Origin of the sequence: Flavobacterium sp. C3NV (genome assembly GCF_046825355.2) — a bacterium.
Taxonomy (GTDB): Bacteria; Bacteroidota; Bacteroidia; order Flavobacteriales; family Flavobacteriaceae; genus Flavobacterium.
The window spans coordinates 133,377-152,826 of record NZ_JBKQBJ020000007.1 but is presented as its reverse complement, the minus strand read 5'-3'; the positions used below and the strand labels follow the sequence as shown (position 1 = coordinate 152,826).

19 protein-coding genes are annotated in these 19,450 nt (G+C 34.6%); 4 read left to right on the top strand and 15 right to left on the bottom strand.

Going from position 1 to position 19,450, the window contains the following annotated elements:
- Positions 1 to 37: 37 nt before the first annotated feature.
- The 13 genes from ftsA to mraZ form a co-directional block, all read right to left on the bottom strand.
- Positions 38 to 1,459, bottom strand: a complete 1,422-nt coding sequence (ftsA, locus tag ACIDC4_RS12435) for a cell division protein FtsA (RefSeq protein ID WP_230035427.1) — start codon at positions 1,457 to 1,459, stop codon at positions 38 to 40.
- 6 nt (positions 1,460 to 1,465) lie between these two features.
- Positions 1,466 to 2,188, bottom strand: coding sequence for a cell division protein FtsQ/DivIB (locus ACIDC4_RS12430; protein ID WP_230035425.1), 723 nt, complete (start codon positions 2,186 to 2,188; stop codon positions 1,466 to 1,468).
- Positions 2,175 to 3,524, bottom strand: a complete 1,350-nt coding sequence (gene murC, locus ACIDC4_RS12425; RefSeq protein WP_412042878.1) for a UDP-N-acetylmuramate--L-alanine ligase — start codon at positions 3,522 to 3,524, stop codon at positions 2,175 to 2,177. Before murC ends, ACIDC4_RS12430 begins: the two co-directional genes overlap by 14 nt.
- Before the next feature lie 153 nt (positions 3,525 to 3,677).
- Positions 3,678 to 4,763, bottom strand: coding sequence for an undecaprenyldiphospho-muramoylpentapeptide beta-N-acetylglucosaminyltransferase (murG, locus tag ACIDC4_RS12420; protein ID WP_412042877.1), 1,086 nt, complete (start codon positions 4,761 to 4,763; stop codon positions 3,678 to 3,680).
- Between the two features lie 49 nt (positions 4,764 to 4,812).
- Entirely contained in the window at positions 4,813 to 6,132 is a 1,320-nt protein-coding gene (locus ACIDC4_RS12415) for an FtsW/RodA/SpoVE family cell cycle protein (RefSeq protein ID WP_230035419.1), read from the bottom strand.
- A 77-nt stretch (positions 6,133 to 6,209) separates the two neighbouring features.
- On the bottom strand, positions 6,210 to 7,541 hold the full coding sequence (gene murD, locus ACIDC4_RS12410) for a UDP-N-acetylmuramoyl-L-alanine--D-glutamate ligase (RefSeq protein WP_412042876.1): 1,332 nt from the start codon (positions 7,539 to 7,541) through the stop codon (positions 6,210 to 6,212).
- Positions 7,542 to 7,605: 64 nt separating this feature from the next.
- Positions 7,606 to 7,959 carry a four helix bundle protein gene (locus tag ACIDC4_RS12405; protein WP_230035413.1) on the bottom strand — a complete coding sequence of 118 codons (354 nt, stop codon included), beginning with the start codon at positions 7,957 to 7,959 and terminating at the stop codon, positions 7,606 to 7,608.
- 54 nt (positions 7,960 to 8,013) lie between these two features.
- Positions 8,014 to 9,240, bottom strand: coding sequence for a phospho-N-acetylmuramoyl-pentapeptide-transferase (mraY, locus tag ACIDC4_RS12400; protein ID WP_230035411.1), 1,227 nt, complete (start codon positions 9,238 to 9,240; stop codon positions 8,014 to 8,016).
- A 78-nt stretch (positions 9,241 to 9,318) separates the two neighbouring features.
- Complete coding sequence (locus ACIDC4_RS12395) at positions 9,319 to 10,782, bottom strand: UDP-N-acetylmuramoyl-L-alanyl-D-glutamate--2,6-diaminopimelate ligase (protein WP_412042875.1); 1,464 nt, start codon at positions 10,780 to 10,782, stop codon at positions 9,319 to 9,321.
- Positions 10,779 to 12,788: a penicillin-binding protein gene (locus ACIDC4_RS12390; RefSeq protein ID WP_412042874.1), complete on the bottom strand. Its 2,010-nt coding sequence runs from the start codon at positions 12,786 to 12,788 to the stop codon at positions 10,779 to 10,781. The genes ACIDC4_RS12395 and ACIDC4_RS12390 overlap by 4 nt, the downstream gene beginning before the upstream one ends.
- Positions 12,779 to 13,126 (bottom strand): FtsL-like putative cell division protein, encoded by a 348-nt coding sequence (locus ACIDC4_RS12385; protein ID WP_065452163.1) that lies wholly within the window; start codon positions 13,124 to 13,126, stop codon positions 12,779 to 12,781. The genes ACIDC4_RS12390 and ACIDC4_RS12385 overlap by 10 nt, the downstream gene beginning before the upstream one ends.
- 16 nt (positions 13,127 to 13,142) lie before the next feature.
- Positions 13,143 to 14,051, bottom strand: a complete 909-nt coding sequence (rsmH, locus tag ACIDC4_RS12380) for a 16S rRNA (cytosine(1402)-N(4))-methyltransferase RsmH (RefSeq protein WP_194618767.1) — start codon at positions 14,049 to 14,051, stop codon at positions 13,143 to 13,145.
- The gene (gene mraZ, locus ACIDC4_RS12375) at positions 14,026 to 14,499 is read right to left on the bottom strand and encodes a division/cell wall cluster transcriptional repressor MraZ (protein WP_065452162.1); all 474 of its coding nucleotides are present in this window, start codon (positions 14,497 to 14,499) and stop codon (positions 14,026 to 14,028) included. The genes rsmH and mraZ overlap by 26 nt, the downstream gene beginning before the upstream one ends.
- A gap of 378 nt (positions 14,500 to 14,877) precedes the next feature.
- Here mraZ and ACIDC4_RS12370 point away from each other — a divergent pair, with 378 nt between their 5' ends.
- From ACIDC4_RS12370 to ACIDC4_RS12360, 3 genes are all read left to right on the top strand, one after another.
- A complete protein-coding gene (locus ACIDC4_RS12370; protein ID WP_412042873.1) occupies positions 14,878 to 15,642 on the top strand; it encodes an alpha/beta fold hydrolase in 765 nt (254 codons plus the stop codon).
- 42 nt (positions 15,643 to 15,684) lie between these two features.
- Complete coding sequence (gene yihA, locus ACIDC4_RS12365; protein WP_412042872.1) at positions 15,685 to 16,305, top strand: ribosome biogenesis GTP-binding protein YihA/YsxC; 621 nt, start codon at positions 15,685 to 15,687, stop codon at positions 16,303 to 16,305.
- Positions 16,306 to 16,514: 209 nt separating this feature from the next.
- Positions 16,515 to 17,144 carry a hypothetical protein gene (locus ACIDC4_RS12360; RefSeq protein ID WP_412042871.1) on the top strand — a complete coding sequence of 210 codons (630 nt, stop codon included), beginning with the start codon at positions 16,515 to 16,517 and terminating at the stop codon, positions 17,142 to 17,144.
- Positions 17,145 to 17,241: 97 nt separating this feature from the next.
- Here the strand turns inward: ACIDC4_RS12360 and gldC are convergent, their stop codons facing one another.
- Both gldC and gldB read right to left on the bottom strand, forming a co-directional pair.
- Positions 17,242 to 17,577: a gliding motility protein GldC gene (gldC, locus tag ACIDC4_RS12355; RefSeq protein ID WP_065452158.1), complete on the bottom strand. Its 336-nt coding sequence runs from the start codon at positions 17,575 to 17,577 to the stop codon at positions 17,242 to 17,244.
- Positions 17,577 to 18,536 (bottom strand): gliding motility lipoprotein GldB, encoded by a 960-nt coding sequence (gene gldB / locus ACIDC4_RS12350; protein ID WP_412042870.1) that lies wholly within the window; start codon positions 18,534 to 18,536, stop codon positions 17,577 to 17,579. The genes gldC and gldB overlap by 1 nt, the downstream gene beginning before the upstream one ends.
- Before the next feature lie 99 nt (positions 18,537 to 18,635).
- Here gldB and nadE point away from each other — a divergent pair, with 99 nt between their 5' ends.
- The gene (gene nadE / locus ACIDC4_RS12345; protein WP_412042869.1) at positions 18,636 to 19,442 is read left to right on the top strand and encodes an NAD(+) synthase; all 807 of its coding nucleotides are present in this window, start codon (positions 18,636 to 18,638) and stop codon (positions 19,440 to 19,442) included.
- The last annotated feature ends 8 nt before the right edge of the window (positions 19,443 to 19,450 follow it).

Genomic DNA, 19,450 nt, shown 5'->3' with positions numbered 1-19,450 from the left:
CTTGGGGCCAAAAAAGTAATCCTTTTCTTTTATTATTCTATTCTGCGTTGTCTAAAAAATCTTTGATTTTATCGACATATCGGTCAAAAAATGATCTTCTAATTTTAGTTTCAGTAGATTCTTCTTTAGTGGCATTACTTCTGACTTCTCTTGATTCCTCAATAGTTTCTACTCTTTCAACGTAGTTTTCTTCTACTTCGTATCGTTGTTGTACAGGTTGTTGCACTTGCGGAGGAACATTTCTGTAAACCACTTTTGGCTGCTCATTTACAATCTCCATTCTAACAGCACTTTGAGTACTATTTTCGATACTGTTCATTACCAAACCAACTGCGGTTGCAAATAACGGACTAGAAATTTCTTCGCTTGAATTTCCTGCCAAATGCTCATTTGGATATCCAATTCTGGTATCCATACCTGTAATGTACTCTACTAATTGTTTGATATGTTTTAGCTGAGCTCCACCACCGGTAAGAACAATTCCTGCAATTAATTTTTTACGGGGATCTTCGTGTCCATAAGCTTTAATTTCTGCAAAAACCTGCTCTACAATTTCTACCACACGGGCATGAATAATTTTAGATAAGTTTTTAAGCGAAATCTCTTTTGGTTCTCTGCCTCTTAAACCCGGAATAGAAACAATCTCGTTGTCTTTATTTTCTCCCGGCCAGGCTGATCCGAATTTTATTTTTAAAAGCTCTGCTTGTTTTTCGATAATCGAACAACCTTCTTTAATATCGTCTGTAATTACATTTCCTCCAAAAGGGATTACTGCTGTATGACGAATAATACCATCTTTAAAAATGGCCAAATCTGTTGTTCCGCCACCGATATCAATTAGCGCTACACCTGCTTCTTTTTCTTCCTGACTTAAAACGGCATCTGCCGAAGCTAATGGTTCTAATGTCAATCCTGATAATTCGATTCCTGAACTCTGAATACATCTTCCAACATTTCTGATCGAAGAAGCCTGCCCAACTACTACGTGAAAACTAGATTCTAATCTTCCACCGTACATTCCGATTGGCTCTTTGATTTCAGATTGTCCGTCGATTTTAAATTCCTGTGGCAAAACGTGAATAATTTCTTCTCCCGGTAACATGGCCAGTTTATTTACCTGGTCAATCAAAAGCTGAATATCTTTTTCGCCAATTACTTCTTCCGGATTATTACGGCTGATGTAATCTGTATGCTGAATACTTCTGATGTGCTGTCCTGCGATACCCACAACAACATCTTTTATTTTATAACCTGAATTGTTTTCTGCCTCAAGTATTGCTTGCTGAATGGACTGAATAGTTTGAGTAATGTTGTTTACAACTCCTCTCGCAACTCCTAAACTTTTGGATTTTCCAATACCCAAAATTTCCAACTTTCCATACTCGTTCTTCTTGCCGATCATGGCAACTATCTTTGTCGTTCCAATATCTAGACCTACTGCAATGTTATCTTTTTCCATTTTCTATTATTTTGTGCAAACTACTTGTTCCGTAAACCTAAGGTCAATCTTACTGTATTTATATAACGAACTATCTAAAACCGCTTTTTGAAAAAAGGCTTTATAGTTATTAAATTTCTTATCAACATTCATCGTTCTGCCAAAATCGATGAAGTAATTATAATTTCTATTAAACATTTTTAGGCTACCATTCGGCATAATTTGAATTGCAATGATGTTTTTTCTCAAAAACGCATCGTCATAAATTGTGCGAAATAAAGTAGCTAAATCTTCGTTATTTTTTTTATTTATTGCCCCAGAAACAAGTGGAACCCGAGCAGTATAATTGTCTGATAAAGGCATTTTATTACCCTCATAGTCAATATAAAAAGAAGCGTCACCATCATAAACTCTTGCTATTGGTGTCCTCTGTTTTACTACTGCTTTTAGAACCCCATCGATACTTACAAAAACATCTGACTTCTCAATCATCTCTTGCGTATCAAGGGTTTTCTCAATCTTATTCAAATCTAGTTCATCTTTTCGGATACTGGAAGCGTCTCTTTTATTTTCTATCAACAATTTATTAACCGTTTCCGGCTTCACAAAAAGCGTATTTTCTCCTACAAAAACCACCATCGATTTTTTTAATTTTCGATCCCCATTTCGATGTTGAGCAAAAGAATATAAAAACAAAACAAGCCCTAAAATGAGAATTAATCGAATATTTGTCCAATTAAATATTTTCATTTAGCATTTTTTTAATTGACGGAACCATTTCTCCAATATCACCAGCTCCTATTGTTACAATTATTGGCGCATCACTGGCTTTGATCTCCGCTAATAAATCACTTTTTGCAACAATTTTTTTGTTCGAATTCGTCATTTTTCCTAACAGCCATTGCGATGTAATCCCTTCCATCGGCAATTCACGTGCAGGGTAAATATCCATTAAAAACACTTCATCAAACTGCGATAAACTTTCAGCAAATCCATCAGCAAAATCTCTTGTTCTGCTAAATAAATGAGGCTGAAAAATCGCTAACACTTTACGATCCGGATACAACTCTCTAACCGCTTGATGTACAGCATTTATTTCTGTTGGATGATGTGCATAATCATCTATATAAACTAATTTTTCCGATTTAATCTGGTATGAAAAACGTCTTCTGATCCCGTTGAACGAAGCAATGGCTTTTGCAATCAAGTCGGTCGGGGTGCCAAAAGTCTTAGCCATTGCAATAGCCATCAATCCATTCATTAAATTGTGTTTTCCAGGCAATCCAAAATGCAAATCTTTCATAATTTCTGATGGCGTCTGCACATCAAAAACATAGCTTCCGTCTTCTATACGAACATTAAAAGCTTTATATACAGCATCTTCATTTATAGCACATTGCACACCTTCAAGCGGCAACTCTTTTGTTATAAACAACTTATTTTTATCTTCTACTTTCGAAGCAAATTCTACAAACGAAGCTTCGATTGCTTCACTGGTTCCGTAAATATCCAAATGATCAGCATCCATAGACGTAATACAGGCAATATTAGGGTGTAAATGCAAAAACGAACGATCGAATTCATCTGCTTCTACCACTGTTACGGTTTTTCCGTTCCCGATTAGGTTCGAATTGTAATTCTCTACAATTCCGCCCACAAAAGCAGTAACATCAGCTCCGCTTTCATACAAAATATGCCCCAAAATACTTGACGTAGTTGTTTTTCCGTGTGTTCCGGCAACCGCAAAACTAAAAGTGTCTTTGGTAATAATTCCTAAAACTTCGGCACGTTTTTTAATTTCGTAATTTCTTTCGATAAAATAATGCCATTCAGAATGTGTAACAGGTACTGCCGGCGTAAAAATTACCAAAGTGTTTTCTACAAAATAATCAGAAGGAATTAGACTAATATTATCTTCAAAATGAATATCAATACCGCTTTCAATCAATTCGCTCGTTAACATCGATGGCGTTTTGTCGTAACCAGAAACCTGTTTCCCGATATTTTTAAAATAGCGGGCCAGAGCACTCATTCCGATGCCTCCAATGCCAATAAAATAAACGTTCTGTATCTGATTTAAATTCATTTCTATTTAATTTTGAGCTATTTACAAGTTGCTTTATTGTATAAAAAACTAGTACTTAGGCCTTTGTAATTTTATTATTTTAATAACTCAAAACGCTTAAAAATAGCGTTCTAAATTTTTTATTCTGTTCTATAATTTTCTTAAAAAGTTATATTATAACAACTTTTTAATCTGATCTACAATCACTTTTGTTGCATTTGGCATTGCCAGTTTTTTGATATTATCGCTTAATTGTTTTTGTTTTCCCTGATCTTTCATCAAAGCTTCAAAAACAATACTAAACTGACTGTCTAATTCTGATTCTTTCAACAAAATAGCCCCTTTTGCATCTACTATTGCCTGAGCATTTTTAGTTTGATGATCTTCGGCTACATTTGGCGACGGAATAAAAATTACCGGTTTCCCAACAATGCATAATTCTGATACTGATGATGCTCCTGCTCGTGAGATAATTACATCTGCTGCAGCATATACAAAATCCATTCTTTCGATAAAATCAACTACTCGTACATGTTGTTGATTGTGTTTTTTATATTCTTCAAAATATAACTTTCCGCATTGCCAGATGATTTGAACATCTTGTGAAAGCATATTTTGTAATTCTTTCTCAATTAACTGGTTCACTCTTCTTGCACCTAAGCTTCCGCCTAAAACCAGTAATGTTTTTTTATTAGGATCTAAACCATAAAAAGCAATTGCTTCATTGCGTTTACTTTCGATATCTATTAAATCCTGACGAACCGGATTTCCCGTTAAAACAATTTTTTCTTTAGGAAAAAAACGTTCTAAATTTCCGTATGCTACACAAATTGCATTGGCCTTTTTGCTCAACAATTTATTGGTAATTCCCGGAAATGAATTTTGTTCCTGAATTACTGTTGGTATTCCTGCTCCTCCGGCTGCCTGTAATAATGGTCCGCTGGCAAAACCTCCCGTTCCTATTACTACATTTGGTTTGAACTGTTTTATAATTCGTCTTGACTCTAGCAAACTTGTTGCCAATTTCAGCGGAAACATCAAATTTTGCAAGGTTAATTTTCTTTGCAAACCCGCGATCCAGAGTCCTTTGATTTCATAACCTGCCTGAGGCACTTTTTGCATTTCCATTTTGTCCTGAGCTCCCACAAAAAGAAACTCAGCATCAGGGAATTGCATTTTTAATTCATTAGCAATAGCAATTGCAGGATAGATATGTCCTCCTGTTCCGCCACCGCTTAGTATGAATTTATAATTTGTCATATTTTTAAAAGTTATTCGCTTTAAAAAACTATTTCTATTTTAATCTCTTCTATTTATTTAAAACTGCATTCATTGGATTTCTGGAATTATCTTCTATCGAATACATTCCTTCTTCTTCATAAACTGGTTCTTTTTCAGTAGCAACCAAATCTTCTTCGGCCAATTCTTTATCGATTAATCTTTGAAGCGCTTCTTTTCTTCTTTCTTTTTCTTCCTGTTCTTCGGCGATTTCTTCTTCTTTTTTAGTTACACTAATGATAATTCCAAGAGAGAAACACGTCATCCAGATCGAACTACCTCCACTACTAATCAGCGGAAGGGTTTGTCCCGTTACCGGTAATAATTCTACTGCCACTGCCATATTGATCATCGCCTGAAATATCATCGGAAAACCAAGCCCGACGACGACTAACTTCCCAAATAGCGTGTTGGCTTTATGCGATGCAATTACAAATCTGAACAACAGTAATAAGTACAAAACCAAAATAGCTACTCCGCCAACCAAACCATATTCTTCAACAATAATGGCATAAATAAAATCTGAAGACGATTGTGGCAAAAAGTTTTTCTGAACACTTTTCCCAGGTCCTAATCCTCCTAATTTTCCTGATGCAATTGCAATCTTTGCTTTCTCGATTTGATAATCATCTTCATCCGGCTTATCTGTGGTAAAGTTCATAATACGACTTTCCCAGGTTGATACCCTGCTAAAGAATCTCGAATCCGGAAAAGCTTTTGCCACCAAAAGGAAAAACAACAACATTCCAATTCCTGAACCAATAATAAAACCAATATATTTTAGCGGATATCTGCCAATAAATGTCAACATAATTACCATCGAAAATATCAACGCTGTGGTCGAAAAGTTAGCCGGTAATATCAATGCTAATGTTATAAAAACAGGCAACCAAAGCTGTATCAATGACGTTTGAAACGGTTCGTTTTCTTCTCTGGTTTTTGACAAATAACGCGCAACATAAATAAACAATATACTAGCCGCCAAAGTCGACGTTTGAAACGTAATACCTATAAATGGTACCTGAATCCAACGACTTGCATTTGCTCCTGCAATTACAGTTCCTTTTAGCAATGTGTACAGCAACAAGAACCAAACTACAGGCAACGCCACTTTTGAAATTGCTCTAAAATAATGATACGGAATTCTGTGTACCCAATATATAATCAGGAAACCAATACAAATGTGAGCCAGATGTTTTACTAAATACCCCAGTGTGTTTCCGGTTCCATGTCCTATATACGCCAAATTACTACTCGCACTAAAAACAGGCATAAACGAAAACAGCGCCAATAAAGCCACGAATGACCATATTACCCTATCTCCTTTTAATTTGTTAACTAATTCCTTCATGTTTTTAGTTTCATGTTTTTCTTGTTTCAGGTTTCAGGTTCCCACATAACGTGAAACCTGAAACTTGAAACTCTTTTTTACAAGTTATGAACCGCTTGTTTGAATTGTTTACCACGATCTTCGTAATTTTCGAACAAATCGAAACTTGCGCAGGCTGGAGATAATAAAACAGCATCACCTTTTTCTGTTAAACGTTGCGCAGTTTTTACCGCGTCGTTCATGTTATTTACTTCAACCATTATATCTACTACGTTACCAAAAGCATTGATAATTTTATGATTATCAACTCCAAGGCAAATAATAGCTTTTACTTTTTCGCGAACCAATGACATCAATTCGTTATAGTCGTTTCCTTTATCAACACCTCCAACAATCCAAACGGTTGGTACATTCATGCTGTCTAAAGCAAAAAAAGTAGCGTTTACATTCGTTGCTTTCGAATCGTTGATATATTGTACATTCTGAATTTTTAGAACTTTCTCTAAACGGTGTTCAACACCTTGAAAATTAGATAAACTTTCGCGGATTGTTGCATTTCTAATTTGCATCAATTTCGCTACAGAGCTTGCTGCCATTGCGTTTTTCATGTTATGTTTTCCTTCTAACGCAATGTATTCTGTTTCCATTGTAAACTCTTCTTGGTTGATCTTTATTTCCATTTTGTTGTTATTTATAGAAGCCCCTTCATCAAATTTTTCAGTCAATGAAAAAGGAATTAATTTTGCTTTTGTTTTGTTATTTTTTAACCATTCTGCAATTGCCTCATCATCTGCATCGTAAATAAGATAATCGCTTTCGGTCTGATTCATTGTTATTCGAAACTTTGAATCGATGTAATTTTGATATTTATATTCGTACCGGTCTAAATGATCCGGGCTAATATTCGTAATTATGGCAATATCCGGCCTGTAATCTATAATTCCGTCGAGCTGAAAACTGCTTAATTCAAGAACATAGGCATCGTATTTATTTTCGGCTACCTGCCAGGCAAAACTTTTTCCGATGTTACCTCCTAAACCAACATTCAAACCTGCTGATTTCAACAAGTGATGTGTTAACATCGTCGTGGTGGTTTTACCGTTACTACCTGTAATCCCGATAGTCAATGCTTCTGTAAAAGGTTTAGCAAACTCAATTTCCGAAATGACTTTAATTCCGGCAACAATCAGTTTTTGTACTATGGGAGATTTCTCTGGAATTCCCGGACTTTTCATTACCACGTCGGCATTTAAAATCAGGTCTTCTGTATGTTTTTCTTCTTCCCAAGCAATTTTATTAATGATAAGAACTTCTTTATAGCTCTCTTTTATTTTTCCAAAATCTGATACAAAAACTTCGTACCCTTGTTTCTTTCCGAGAATAGCCGTTCCAACGCCACTTTCTCCTCCGCCAAGTACTACTAACCTCATACTTTATAAATTAAAAATTGAGAATTAAAAATTAAAAATCTAACATATAAAGTTTCTAATTCCATCACGTTTTCCCTTTTAAGGTTATTATAATTTTCGCTAATATTTTACATATTTCTTCTGCTTCTTTATGAACACTTTCGAACTCATTTGCAGAAATATAATCTGTTGCTTTCAATAATTTCAACCAATAAATCGTTTCTCTGGCTTCTTTATATGAAATCTCAAGCTTAAACAGAAACTCTTTATCAGAACGTCCTCCAATCGACTCTTCAATGTTTGCTCCAATTGAAGTCCCCGATCTTAAAAGTTGTTTACTTAAAACAAACTCCTTTTTTGTATTAGTTAGGTATTTATATAAATTGACTACTCTAACCGCAAAGAGAAATGACTTCTCTTGAATAATATTCTCCTTCATCTATCCGAACACACACAATTTTTAATTTTTAATTCTCAATTTTTAATTAAAACTCTATCTTAATTTTAAAGTAACAATTGATAATATGGCTAACATGATGGCAACAATCCAGAATCTGGTCACAATTTTACTTTCGTGATATCCTTTTTTCTGATAATGATGATGCAATGGCGACATCAGAAAAATTCTTCGGCCTTCGCCAAAACGTCTTTTTGTATATTTAAAATAAGCTACCTGAATAATTACCGAAGCACTTTCTGCAAGGAAAATTCCACAGAATAATACAATCAATATTTCTTTACGAACTGCAATTGCTAAAACGGCAATGATTCCTCCAATCGTTAAACTTCCTGTATCTCCCATAAAGACGGATGCGGGAAAGGAATTGTACCAAAGAAAACCAATTAGCGCCCCGACAAATGCCGATATAAATACCGTCATCTCTCCCGAATTGGGGATGTACATAATATTCAGATAATTAGAAAAAATAATATTTCCCGATACAAACGTAAATATTCCGAGTGCCAAGACCGATATTGCCGAAGTTCCTGCGGCAAGACCATCAATACCATCTGTTAAATTAGCTCCGTTTGAAACCGCTGTGATAATAAAAATAACCACCGGAATAAAAATTAACCAAGCCCATTTTTCGTAACCTTCACCTGTCCAGGCAAGCAATTCAGCATAATCGAATTCATTATTTTTTACAAAAGGAATTGTCGTTGCTGTCGATTTTTCCTCGATTTGCGCAGGCATAACTATCGAAGAAGATGCTTTTACTCCTCCATTATAACCTGTATCTGTTCGCACCGTAACGGCAGGATTAAAATAAAGTACTGTTCCTACAATAAGACCTAAACCAACCTGACCAATAACTTTAAAAATTCCTTTAAGACCTTGCTTGTCTTTTTTGAATATCTTGATATAATCATCTACAAAACCAATTGTTCCCATCCATAATGTGGTTACAATAAGCAATACGATATAAATGTTTTGTAAACGAGCAAACAACAACACTGGCACAAGAGTCGCAAAAATGATAATCAGACCTCCCATTGTTGGCGTTCCTGCTTTTTCATTCTGACCGGCAAGTCCAAGCTCACGAACTGTTTCACCAACTTGTTGTCTACGCAAAAAATTAATAATTCTTTTTCCGTAAATTGTTGATAATAGTAACGAAAGCATGAATGCTAAAGCTGACCTAAAAGTGATGTACTGAAAAACCCCTGCCCCCGGCATGTCTAATGTTTTTCTCAAGTATTCAAATAAATAGTATAGCATATATCTTTTATTTTAAATTCCAATCTTGAAATTCCAAATTCCAATTTTGTGTGGTATTTTAGAACTAAAAATTGATTATTATTTATTTAGTTGATTTAAAATTTCTTTTACAGTTTCCATATCATCAAAATGATGACGAACACCATTTATTTCCTGATAGGTTTCATGACCTTTACCGGCAATTAAAATAATATCATTTGGCTGAGCCAATTGACAAGCCGTTTTTATAGCCTGCTTTCTGTCGGTAATTCTCAATACTTTTTTATAATTATGAGCTTCAACACCTTTTTCCATTTCATCCAGAATCACTTCAGGATCTTCGTTTCTTGGATTATCAGAAGTTAAAATTGCTTTATCACTAAGATCTGTAGCAATTTTAGCCATAATTGGTCTTTTTGTTTTATCTCTGTTTCCGCCGCAACCCACAACTGTTATCAATTGTTCGTTTTTAGTACGGATATCACCTATCGTTTTTAAAACATTATCCAAAGCATCCGGCGTATGTGCATAATCTACAATTGCTGTAATATTTCCTTCCGAAACGATATACTGAAAACGTCCTGAAACGCTTTCTAAATCAGATAGTAATCTTAAGGCTTCCAGACTGTCCATTCCTAATTCTACAGCGGTTCCGTAAATTGCCAAAACATTGTAAGCATTAAAAGTTCCGATTAGTTTTACCCAAACTTCATTATCGTTTACTTTCAATAATAAACCCGACAATTGGCTTTCTAATATTGTCGCTTTAAAATCAGCATACGATTTCAAGGCGTATGTAAATTTCCTGGCTACTGTATTTTGCAACATCACAGGCCCATTTTTATCATCGATATTTGATAAAGCAAAAGCTGTTTTTGGCAACGAATCAAAAAATGACTTTTTTACATCTCTATATTCAGCGAACGTTGGATGATAATCTAAATGATCGTGTGATAAATTCGTAAAAACTCCACCCACAAAATGCAATGCCTCTGTACGTTTCTGGTGAATTCCGTGTGAACTTACCTCCATAAAACAATGCGTTACTCCGGCTTCGATCATTTCGTTTAAAAAATGATTGATTGTTATGGAATCCGGCGTTGTGTGCGTTGCTTTATATTCCGTTTCATCGACCATGATTTTTACAGTTGATAATAAACCAACTTTAAATCCTGCTTTTTGAAACAACTGAAACAATAATGAAGCAATTGTTGTTTTTCCGTTTGTACCAGTAACACCAACTAATTTTAATTTTTCGGAAGGATTTCCAAAATAATTAGCCGCCATAAAAGCCAAAGCGGTATTCGTATCTTTTACTTTAATATAAGTGATTCCTTTTTCAATGTTTTCAGGCAACGTATCGCAAATAATTGCAACAGCACCTAATTGAATCGCTTTTTCTATATAATCATGCCCATCAGAAAGTGATCCGCGAATCGCTACAAAAACATCTTTTTCTTCAATTTTTCTTGAATCAAAATCAATTTTATGTATGTCGATTTCTGTCGAACCTGTTACAGACTCAATAGCTACTTTATATAATATGTCTTTCAGTATTTTCACGATAATTCTAATACTATTGTTGTGTTTTTACTAATATTTTCTCCAGCCTGCAAAGACTGTTTTTTTACTTTTCCTACTCCATTTACCTTTACTTTCAAACCTAAATTTTCCAATAAAGCAATGGCATCCATTCCTGGCATCCCTTTTAAATCAGGGATTTGACTTGACTTTTTTCTGGATTCTATATCGTACTTTTCGTAACTAATCTCTTGTTTTGAAATTTTAGAATCCAGTTTTTTAATTTTATTTGTCGAAGGCGCATCTGTAAATATTTTTTGGGCTATTCTTTTAAAAACCGGCCCTGCAACGTCTGCTCCGTAATAATTATTTTTTGATGTATTAGGTTTATGAACCACTACAATACAAGAATATTTAGGATGATCTGCCGGAAAATATCCCACAAAAGAAGATGCGTAATACAATGCCGACTTCCCTTCTTTTCCTCCGTAATTTACCTGAGCTGTTCCTGTTTTACCCGCCATCGAAAAATCTTTCGAATACAGTTTTGATCCTGTTCCTTTTTTAACCACATTCGCTAATACTGCTTTCAGTTTTTTAATGGTTTCCGGAGAACAAACTCTTGGGTTTATTACTTCAACATCAAACTTTTTAATGGTTTTATTCCACTCTTTAATTTCTGATACAAATTGTGGTTTCACCATTACACCATTATTAGCTACTGAATTATAAAAAGCCAAAGTCTGCATTGGCGTAACCGAAACTCCGTATCCAAATGCCATCCACGGAAGTGAAACACCTGACCAGTGTTTGTCTCCAGGTTGTGGTATATAAGGTCTTCCTTCTCCTTTAAAATGCAATCCTAATGGTTTATCTAATCCATAACTCTTAATGTGATTTACAAATTTGGATGGATTATTTTTATAAGCTTCATAAACTGCCTGAACCATTACTGTATTGGATGAAAGCTCAAAACCACGCGCTAACGTAACTTTTCCGTAACCAGCTCTGTGCGAATCAGTAACAGAACGACCATAATATTTCACTTGTCCGTTGTGACTATCGTAAACTGTACTTGTATCTGCTACTTTATCGTCTAAAATCGCCATTAAATCGACTAATTTAAAAGTAGATCCCGGTTCATGAGATTCTGCTACAGCATAATTTGTAGTTTCATAATACGATCCGTCTTCTGCTCTTCCTAAATTCGAAATTGCTTTTACATGCCCCGTTTCTGTTTCCATTACCACTACACAACCGTGATCAGCTTCGTATTCTTCTAACTGTTTCAACAAAGCGTGGTGCGCAATATCCTGAATAAAAACATCAATTGTCGAGATTACATCATAACCATCAATTGGATCTACCTCGTTTAAATCACGAATGGGTTTCCATTGGCCTTTTGCAATTTTTTGTTTTAAAATCTTGCCGTCTTTTCCGTTCAGGTAATCTTTAAAAGCCCACTCGATTCCTTTACCCACTTCGACTCCTGTTGCAGGATCGATCTTGTCGTAACCGATTGTTCTTTCTGCAATTTTCCCTATTGGATGTTTTCTAACAGTTTCCTGCTCGATTATAATCCCGCCTTTGAAAGCGCCTAAATTGAATAATGGAAAACCTTTTATTTTTACATATTCGGTATAACTCAATTTTCTGGCAATCAAATAATAACGATTTTTATTATCTCTAGCTTTTCTTAATTCTTTTTCGAAATAGCTTCCCGGTTTATCTAAAACCGTTGCCAATGAATCTGACAATGCTTTTATATGCTTCTCAAAAGTTTCTGTTTTTGGTGCTTTGGCATCAAATCGAATTTCATAATTAGGGATCGATGTCGCCAATAAACTTCCGTCAGCAGAATAAATGTTTCCTTTGTTGGCCGGTATCACAAAATTTCTAACTGTACGCTGTTTCGCCAGTTTTCTATAATAATCTCCTTCAACCCATTGAATATTGGTTAACTTAACAACAATAGCAATTGCCATCACAAAGATGAAAACTGCTACGAGGTAAATTCTGTAGGATATATGTTTATCTTCTACTTCCATATTCTTTTAAAGAAACTTTTTTCTTCTTCTTTTGTTACTTCTATTTTAACCGGAGGAACAGTTGAAGGATGAATATCTTTTTTCTCCATTTCACTTGTTACTGTTGACTCCATTTTTAGTTTCTGCAATTCTGAACGGCGATCTACAAATTCTGATCGTAATTCTTTTACTTCATTACTTATTTTTGCAATTTCAAAAACCTTTTGCTCGTATCGCTGTGTATTGGCAATCATTAGTATAGCAAGCAGAATGATAAAAACAATGAACCTCCAGTTCTTCACCGCGTCATCGTTTAACAGAAATCTTGCTTTTAATATGCCAAATACTCCACTTTTCATTTTCTACCTATATATATTATATCTTCTCGGCAATTCTTAATTTTGCACTTCTTGCTCTATTGTTGATTTTGATCTCGGCATCATCAGGAACAATTAATTTTCCTATTGTTTTATAAGGAACAGAAAAGTTTCCAAAAAAATCGCGTTCCGGTTCTCCTTCAAACATTCCGTTTTTTATAAATCTTTTTACCAGTCTGTCTTCGAGAGAATGATAAGAGATTACTGAGAATCTTCCGCCCGGATTAAGAATTTCAAGAGACTGCTCGATAAATTCTTTCAAAACATCCATTTCCTGATTTACTTCAATTCGAATCGCCTGATAAATCTGAGCCAAAACTTTATTTCGAATTCGTTCAGGTAAAAATTTCGCCAAAACATCTTTCAGTTCGTCTGTTGTTTTAATTGGGTAATGCTCTCTCGCCTCTACAATTGTTCTGGCCAAAAGTGGTGCATTCTTCAACTCCCCATAATCAAAAAAAACACGACGTAAATCCTGTTCTTCATATTCGTTAACCACACGATAAGCACTTAAATCATTTTTTTGACTCATCCGCATATCGAGTTCGGCATCAAATCTTGTCGAGAATCCTCTTTCGGGAACATCAAACTGATGCGATGAAACACCTAAATCAGCCAAAATCCCATCTACACTTTTAACTCCGTGAAAACGTAAAAATCTTTTTATAAATCTAAAGTTCTCATTAATCAGGGTAAACCGTTCATCCGGCAACGCATTTGCAAGAGCATCTTCATCCTGATCAAAAGCAAATAATTTTCCGTTTGGTCCTAATCGTCTCAAAATTTCTTTTGAATGACCACCGCCGCCAAACGTAACATCTACATAAATGCCATCTGGTTTAATATTTAAACCATCAACTGTAGGGTGAAGCAAAACCGGATTATGATATTCCATTGTCGTCGTCATTAATATTTCCCATTACTTCTTCGGCCAGATCTGCAAAATCCATATCTTCGCCGCTTATTGATTTTTCATATAAATCTTTATCCCAAATCTCCACAATATTAACCGCAGATGAAAAAACCACATCTTTAGAAATACTTGAAAAAGCTACCAAATCCTTTGGAACCAATAACCTTCCCAATGCATCAATCTCTACCATCTTAACACCGGCAGTAAATCTTCGAATGAAATCATTGTTCTTTTTTACGAAACGATTCAGCTTGTTGATTTTTTGCATCATCAAGTTCCATTCATCCATTGGATACAGTTCTAAACACGGCTGAAAAACAGAGCGCTTCAAAACGAATCCGTCCTGAAGAGATGAAGCCAACTGCTTTTTTAAGGGCGCAGGCATCATTAGCCTCCCTTTAGCATCGACTTTACACTCATATGTTCCAACAATTGTGTTCAAGAATAATACATTAATATGTTATACAGCAAAAATATAAAAAATATTACCACATTTTACCACAATATACCACTTTGTTAATAAGTTTAACCACTTTCTTACCACTATCCTTAATTTATGGACAATCAATACTTTAACTTATAATTAACGAAAACTCAATAACACTTCGACATCAAAAAAATAATGCATAATATTTCTTAAAAAATTAGTTATTATGCAGTTTTCTTAACATTTAGGAAATACACTAAAAACAGCTATAAAACCTGATTTTTAACCACTTACAAGTTCTACTAAAATAATCTAGTTAAAAAACGGTGGCAAAAATTCATTTTTATTTATTAAACCCTATATTTGTCCCAATTGAAATTGGCATTAAATTAAATGGACAAACACTACAAAAAAGAAGGCAAATACAGCTATTATGAAGCTGGAGAAGGAACTCCTATCGTTATTTTACATGGCTTAATGGGAGGCCTTAGTAACTTTGATGCTGTAGCAGAATATTTCCCAACGAAAGGATACAAAGTTGTTATCCCGGATTTGCCAATATATACTCAGAGTATCCTAAAAACGAACGTAAAAAGCTTTGCTAAATACGTTAAAGATTTTATCACTTTTAAAGGTTATGATAAAGTCATTTTACTAGGCAACTCATTAGGAGGTCACATCGCACTTTATCACACAAAATTATATCCTGAAAAAGTTGCAGGACTTGTAATTACCGGAAGTTCTGGTCTTTACGAAAGCGCAATGGGAGATAGTTACCCAAAAAGAGGCGATTATGAATACATCAAAAAGAAAGCTGAAGATGTATTTTACGATCCTAAAATTGCAACTCCGGAACTTATAGATGAAGTTTATGCAACGGTTAATGATCGTATCAAACTGATCAAAACCCTAACGATTGCCAAAAGTGCAATTCGTCATAATATGGCAAAAGATTTACCAAAAATGACAGTAGAAACCTGTATTATTTGGGGTAAAAATGACGCTGTAACTCCGCCAAATGTGGCCGAAGAATTTGACAAACTATTGCCTAATTCAACTTTGTATTGGATAGACAAATGTGGACACGCTGCTATGATGGAACATCCTCAGGAATTCAACACAATTCTTGAAGAATGGCTCGTTAAAACAAAATTGTAGCACCTAACTTTCGACTTTAAGGAGGTCTTAAACACAAAAAACATGAAAATTAATACCGCCGAATTTATTATCAGTAATTCTGAAGTTGCAAAATGTCCGCAGGATTTTTTGCCGGAATATGCTTTTATCGGAAGATCAAACGTAGGGAAATCTTCGTTGATCAATATGCTTACCAATCACAAAAATTTAGCAAAAACTTCAGGAAGGCCAGGAAAAACCCAATTGATTAATCACTTTAAGATTAATAATAATTGGTTCCTTGTCGATTTACCTGGTTATGGTTATGCTAAAGTATCAAAAAAGACAAAATCGGTTTTCCAACAATTCATTACAGATTATTTTGAAACCAGAGAGCAATTAGTTTGCGCTTTTGTTTTGATTGATATTCGCCATGAAGCACAAGCAATCGACATTGAATTTATGTCGTATATGGGAGAAAGCGAAATTCCGTTTTGCATTATTTTTACCAAAGCAGATAAAATCAGTAAAGTAAAAATCGATTCGCACATTGCTGCTTACAAAAAACAAATGTTTGCCAATAACTGGGAAGAAATGCCACACTATTTTGTGACTTCTGCAACAGAACAAACAGGAAAAGATGATGTTTTAAGTTATATTGATGAAGTAAATCAGGAAGTATTTAAAAACAACTCACAGTTTTAGAAATAAATTCCAAACTTTAATCCCGAAGCTTCGTGACCAAATTCCAACAACTGGAATGAAATCTTAAAAAATAAAAAAAATCCCAAATACCAATTTTAAACTGGAATTTGGGATTTTTTATTTGTAGTTAAAATCTTCAAAGATATTTTACAACAAACTAAAACACAACGCATTTTATATTACATTTGAAACGAATCAATTTGTAATTTATGAAAAATACCACGCTCCTTGTTTTCTTTTTTATCTCTATTTCTTTTTCATCTTGCACCACAGCATCCTATACATTTGCTACAGGACAGCGAACCGGAGTTGATTTTACATCTGGAAAATGGCTCTTAAACGAATTAGATTGCCCCAACGGCTCTAAAGACAAACTCACCGAAGAGTGCTTAAAATATTTTAAAAAACATACAGGAGACCGATTATCATATATTCATGATGTTAATGGATTACTGGTTCCCCGAAAAATTAACTTAAATCCGGGTAAAACAAAACTGAAGGAGCTCAAAGACGGAACTGGTTTTGATTTCTTTATTAATATTTCTACCCAAAAAAACAAAAGCGACTTTTCTTCTCTCGAACTTTATCAACAAGCTAACGATGCAGGAAAAAATGAAGCTTCTGTAATTGTAGAGATTTACGATTTAAATTTACAGCAGATTATTTACTCTCAAAATGTAATAGGCACTACTTCAAAAGTAAACGCTCCATCTGACCATAATACTCAAAGCTCAGGTAAACTTAAAGATAATATTATGCTTTACAAAAATGCAAATCAATTAATAGAAGGAGCTTTAAAACGAATATTTAAAGATTTAGACAAAAGATCTGTTAAGTAAAATAAAATCCAAAAAATAAAAAATCCAAAATTCCAATTGTAAAGTTGGAATTTTGGATTTTTTATTTTTTGGATTTTATTTCTGTATTGGAATTTATTTATTTCGCAAGTTCCAGTTTTTCTGCAAAATAATCACAAAAATCTTTCATCGTATCTGACATTTTTTCGTCGTCTGTAGCACGCTTAAAAGTATCTGACATAGCTACTAATGTTTGGTGAAAAAAGATTTTCATTTCATCTACCGGCATATCTTTTGTCCAAAGATCGATACGCATTGTTTCTTTGGCTTTACTGTCCCAAATAGACAACATTATAGCTTTTGCTTCTTCTGCCTGCACACCGCCATCCTGAGCACTCCAGGTTAGCTTTTCCGGCACGCGGTTTTCGTCTAATTCTATATTGAATTTAATTTCTGAGTTTATTGTATCTGACATTATTTCTTAGGTTTATATTTTGACTGTTCAAAAATTTCTTTTGCGTTTGTTTTTAATAATTCCGGCAAGGTAACATTAGTATTATTCTTCATATAAGAACGTACCATTTGCCATCCGAGCCATGCACCAATTCGCCCGGGAGAATCATTATCGATTTCTAAATAAAATTTAGAAAACGGAGCTGGCGCAATAAATCGGGTATTTAATTTTGGATCTTCACTAAACAACAGTTCACTTTCGATAAAAAAGCGCCACATATACGCTTCATTTTCCTGACTCCATTTTATTTGTTCCGGCGTATAACCAATTTTTTCAGCATCAGTATATTCAGGTAAAAGCAAATCTTTTGCATACAATTGCTTTCCTTCGAAAATCATTTGCGAAACTAAATTTTTATCCGGAAAGGCAGGAATGTTTCTAAAAGCAAAACTAGAAACTACATCCGGCATAATTTGTTTTTCCTCGAAGTTTTGTTTTAGATAGTTTGGGAATTCATAGAACTTATGCTCTTTACCTAAATAGAGTTCTAAAGCAACAATTACAAGACTATCAGCATAAATCGCTTTAGCATTATAATCCATTTCTCCAATTACGGTAATTACTTTAGGAGTTTTAGTCTTTGGAAAATAGTATTTTACGTGCTGAAACAGCTTATTAAATTCCTGACGAACAGGTTCAAAATTGGCGTATTTTTTTTGCACTTCGGTATATACTTCTCTCCATAAAGGATCCTGCATTTTTTTAAGCCAGATAGTATCATCATTACCTGCCGGAAAAAAGAATGGGTACTGTTTTTTTACTTTCTCCAAATCTTCCGGTTTCGTTTCAAAAAACACCTTATCAAAACGTTCTACCTTTATATCAACCGGGATTTCTTCGACTGCTTTTTCTACTTTGGTTTTTTGCTCACAGGACAAAAAAAACAAGCACAGAACCACTACAAAGCGATAAATTTTCATTTTATTTTAATTAGATTTGTGTTGCTGGATTTTAAGTAAATGTATACTTAAAAATAATTCTGCAAATATACATCCCTGTATCTTAAAACTTGAACTATTATGGCTAAAAAAAGTACCATTCAGACAGAAAAAGTAAATATCCACATTGTAGAGTGGCTAAAAAATTATGCTAACAACGCAAAAGCAAACGGATTTGTAATTGGAATTTCAGGCGGAGTTGACTCTGCGGTAACTTCTACCCTATGTGCTCAGACGGGTTTACAGGTTTTATGTGTAGAAATGCCAATTCACCAGGCGCCAAATCAAGTTTTAAGAGGAAGAGAACATATTGAGCAACTAAAAAAGCGTTTTCCGAACGTTTTTGATGTAAAAACAGATTTAACTGACACTTTTGAAGCTTTTAAGACTGCTGTGCCTACTACAAAAGATTCAACAAAAGTTAATTTATCGTTAGCAAACACTCGTGCACGCCTGAGAATGACCTCCTTATACTATTTAGCCGGAATTCACGGGCTATTAGTAGCGGGAACCGGAAACAAAGTAGAAGATTTTGGTGTAGGATTTTATACTAAATATGGAGACGGCGGAGTCGATTTAAGTCCAATTGCCGACTTAATGAAGTCGGATGTTTATGCTCTTGGAGAATTTTTAACGATTCCGGAGTCAATTTTAACAGCTGCACCTACAGATGGATTATTTGGTGATAATCGTACCGATGAAGATCAATTGGGCGCAAGTTACGACGAACTTGAATGGGCGATGTTGGCCGCGGAGTCAGGAAAAACGCCAGCTGACTTCATTGGGAGAGAAAAATCTGTCTTTGAAATTTATAAACGTTTAAACACCAGCAACAAGCATAAAATGGATCCAATTCCGGTTTGTATAATACCAAAAACGTTAAAATAAAACATTTT

What these genes read in the sequence shown, in the direction of transcription:
- ACIDC4_RS12415 (WP_230035419.1), bottom strand. Translation starts at nt 6,132, where the DNA reads ATGAAGGAATTAGTTAACAAATTAAAAGGAGATAGGGTAATATGGTCA.
- yihA (WP_412042872.1), top strand. Translation starts at nt 15,685, where the DNA reads ATGAAAATTAATACCGCCGAATTTATTATCAGTAATTCTGAAGTTGCA.
- murG (WP_412042877.1), bottom strand. Translation starts at nt 4,763, where the DNA reads ATGACAAATTATAAATTCATACTAAGCGGTGGCGGAACAGGAGGACAT.
- mraY (WP_230035411.1), bottom strand. Translation starts at nt 9,240, where the DNA reads ATGCTATACTATTTATTTGAATACTTGAGAAAAACATTAGACATGCCG.
- ACIDC4_RS12430 (WP_230035425.1), bottom strand. Translation starts at nt 2,188, where the DNA reads ATGAAAATATTTAATTGGACAAATATTCGATTAATTCTCATTTTAGGG.
- ACIDC4_RS12370 (WP_412042873.1), top strand. Translation starts at nt 14,878, where the DNA reads ATGGACAAACACTACAAAAAAGAAGGCAAATACAGCTATTATGAAGCT.
- ACIDC4_RS12360 (WP_412042871.1), top strand. Translation starts at nt 16,515, where the DNA reads ATGAAAAATACCACGCTCCTTGTTTTCTTTTTTATCTCTATTTCTTTT.
- nadE (WP_412042869.1), top strand. Translation starts at nt 18,636, where the DNA reads ATGGCTAAAAAAAGTACCATTCAGACAGAAAAAGTAAATATCCACATT.
- ACIDC4_RS12385 (WP_065452163.1), bottom strand. Translation starts at nt 13,126, where the DNA reads ATGAAAAGTGGAGTATTTGGCATATTAAAAGCAAGATTTCTGTTAAAC.
- ACIDC4_RS12390 (WP_412042874.1), bottom strand. Translation starts at nt 12,788, where the DNA reads ATGGAAGTAGAAGATAAACATATATCCTACAGAATTTACCTCGTAGCA.
- ftsA (WP_230035427.1), bottom strand. Translation starts at nt 1,459, where the DNA reads ATGGAAAAAGATAACATTGCAGTAGGTCTAGATATTGGAACGACAAAG.
- rsmH (WP_194618767.1), bottom strand. Translation starts at nt 14,051, where the DNA reads ATGACGACGACAATGGAATATCATAATCCGGTTTTGCTTCACCCTACA.
- gldB (WP_412042870.1), bottom strand. Translation starts at nt 18,536, where the DNA reads ATGAAAATTTATCGCTTTGTAGTGGTTCTGTGCTTGTTTTTTTTGTCC.
- murD (WP_412042876.1), bottom strand. Translation starts at nt 7,541, where the DNA reads ATGAGGTTAGTAGTACTTGGCGGAGGAGAAAGTGGCGTTGGAACGGCT.
- ACIDC4_RS12405 (WP_230035413.1), bottom strand. Translation starts at nt 7,959, where the DNA reads ATGAAGGAGAATATTATTCAAGAGAAGTCATTTCTCTTTGCGGTTAGA.
- murC (WP_412042878.1), bottom strand. Translation starts at nt 3,524, where the DNA reads ATGAATTTAAATCAGATACAGAACGTTTATTTTATTGGCATTGGAGGC.
- gldC (WP_065452158.1), bottom strand. Translation starts at nt 17,577, where the DNA reads ATGTCAGATACAATAAACTCAGAAATTAAATTCAATATAGAATTAGAC.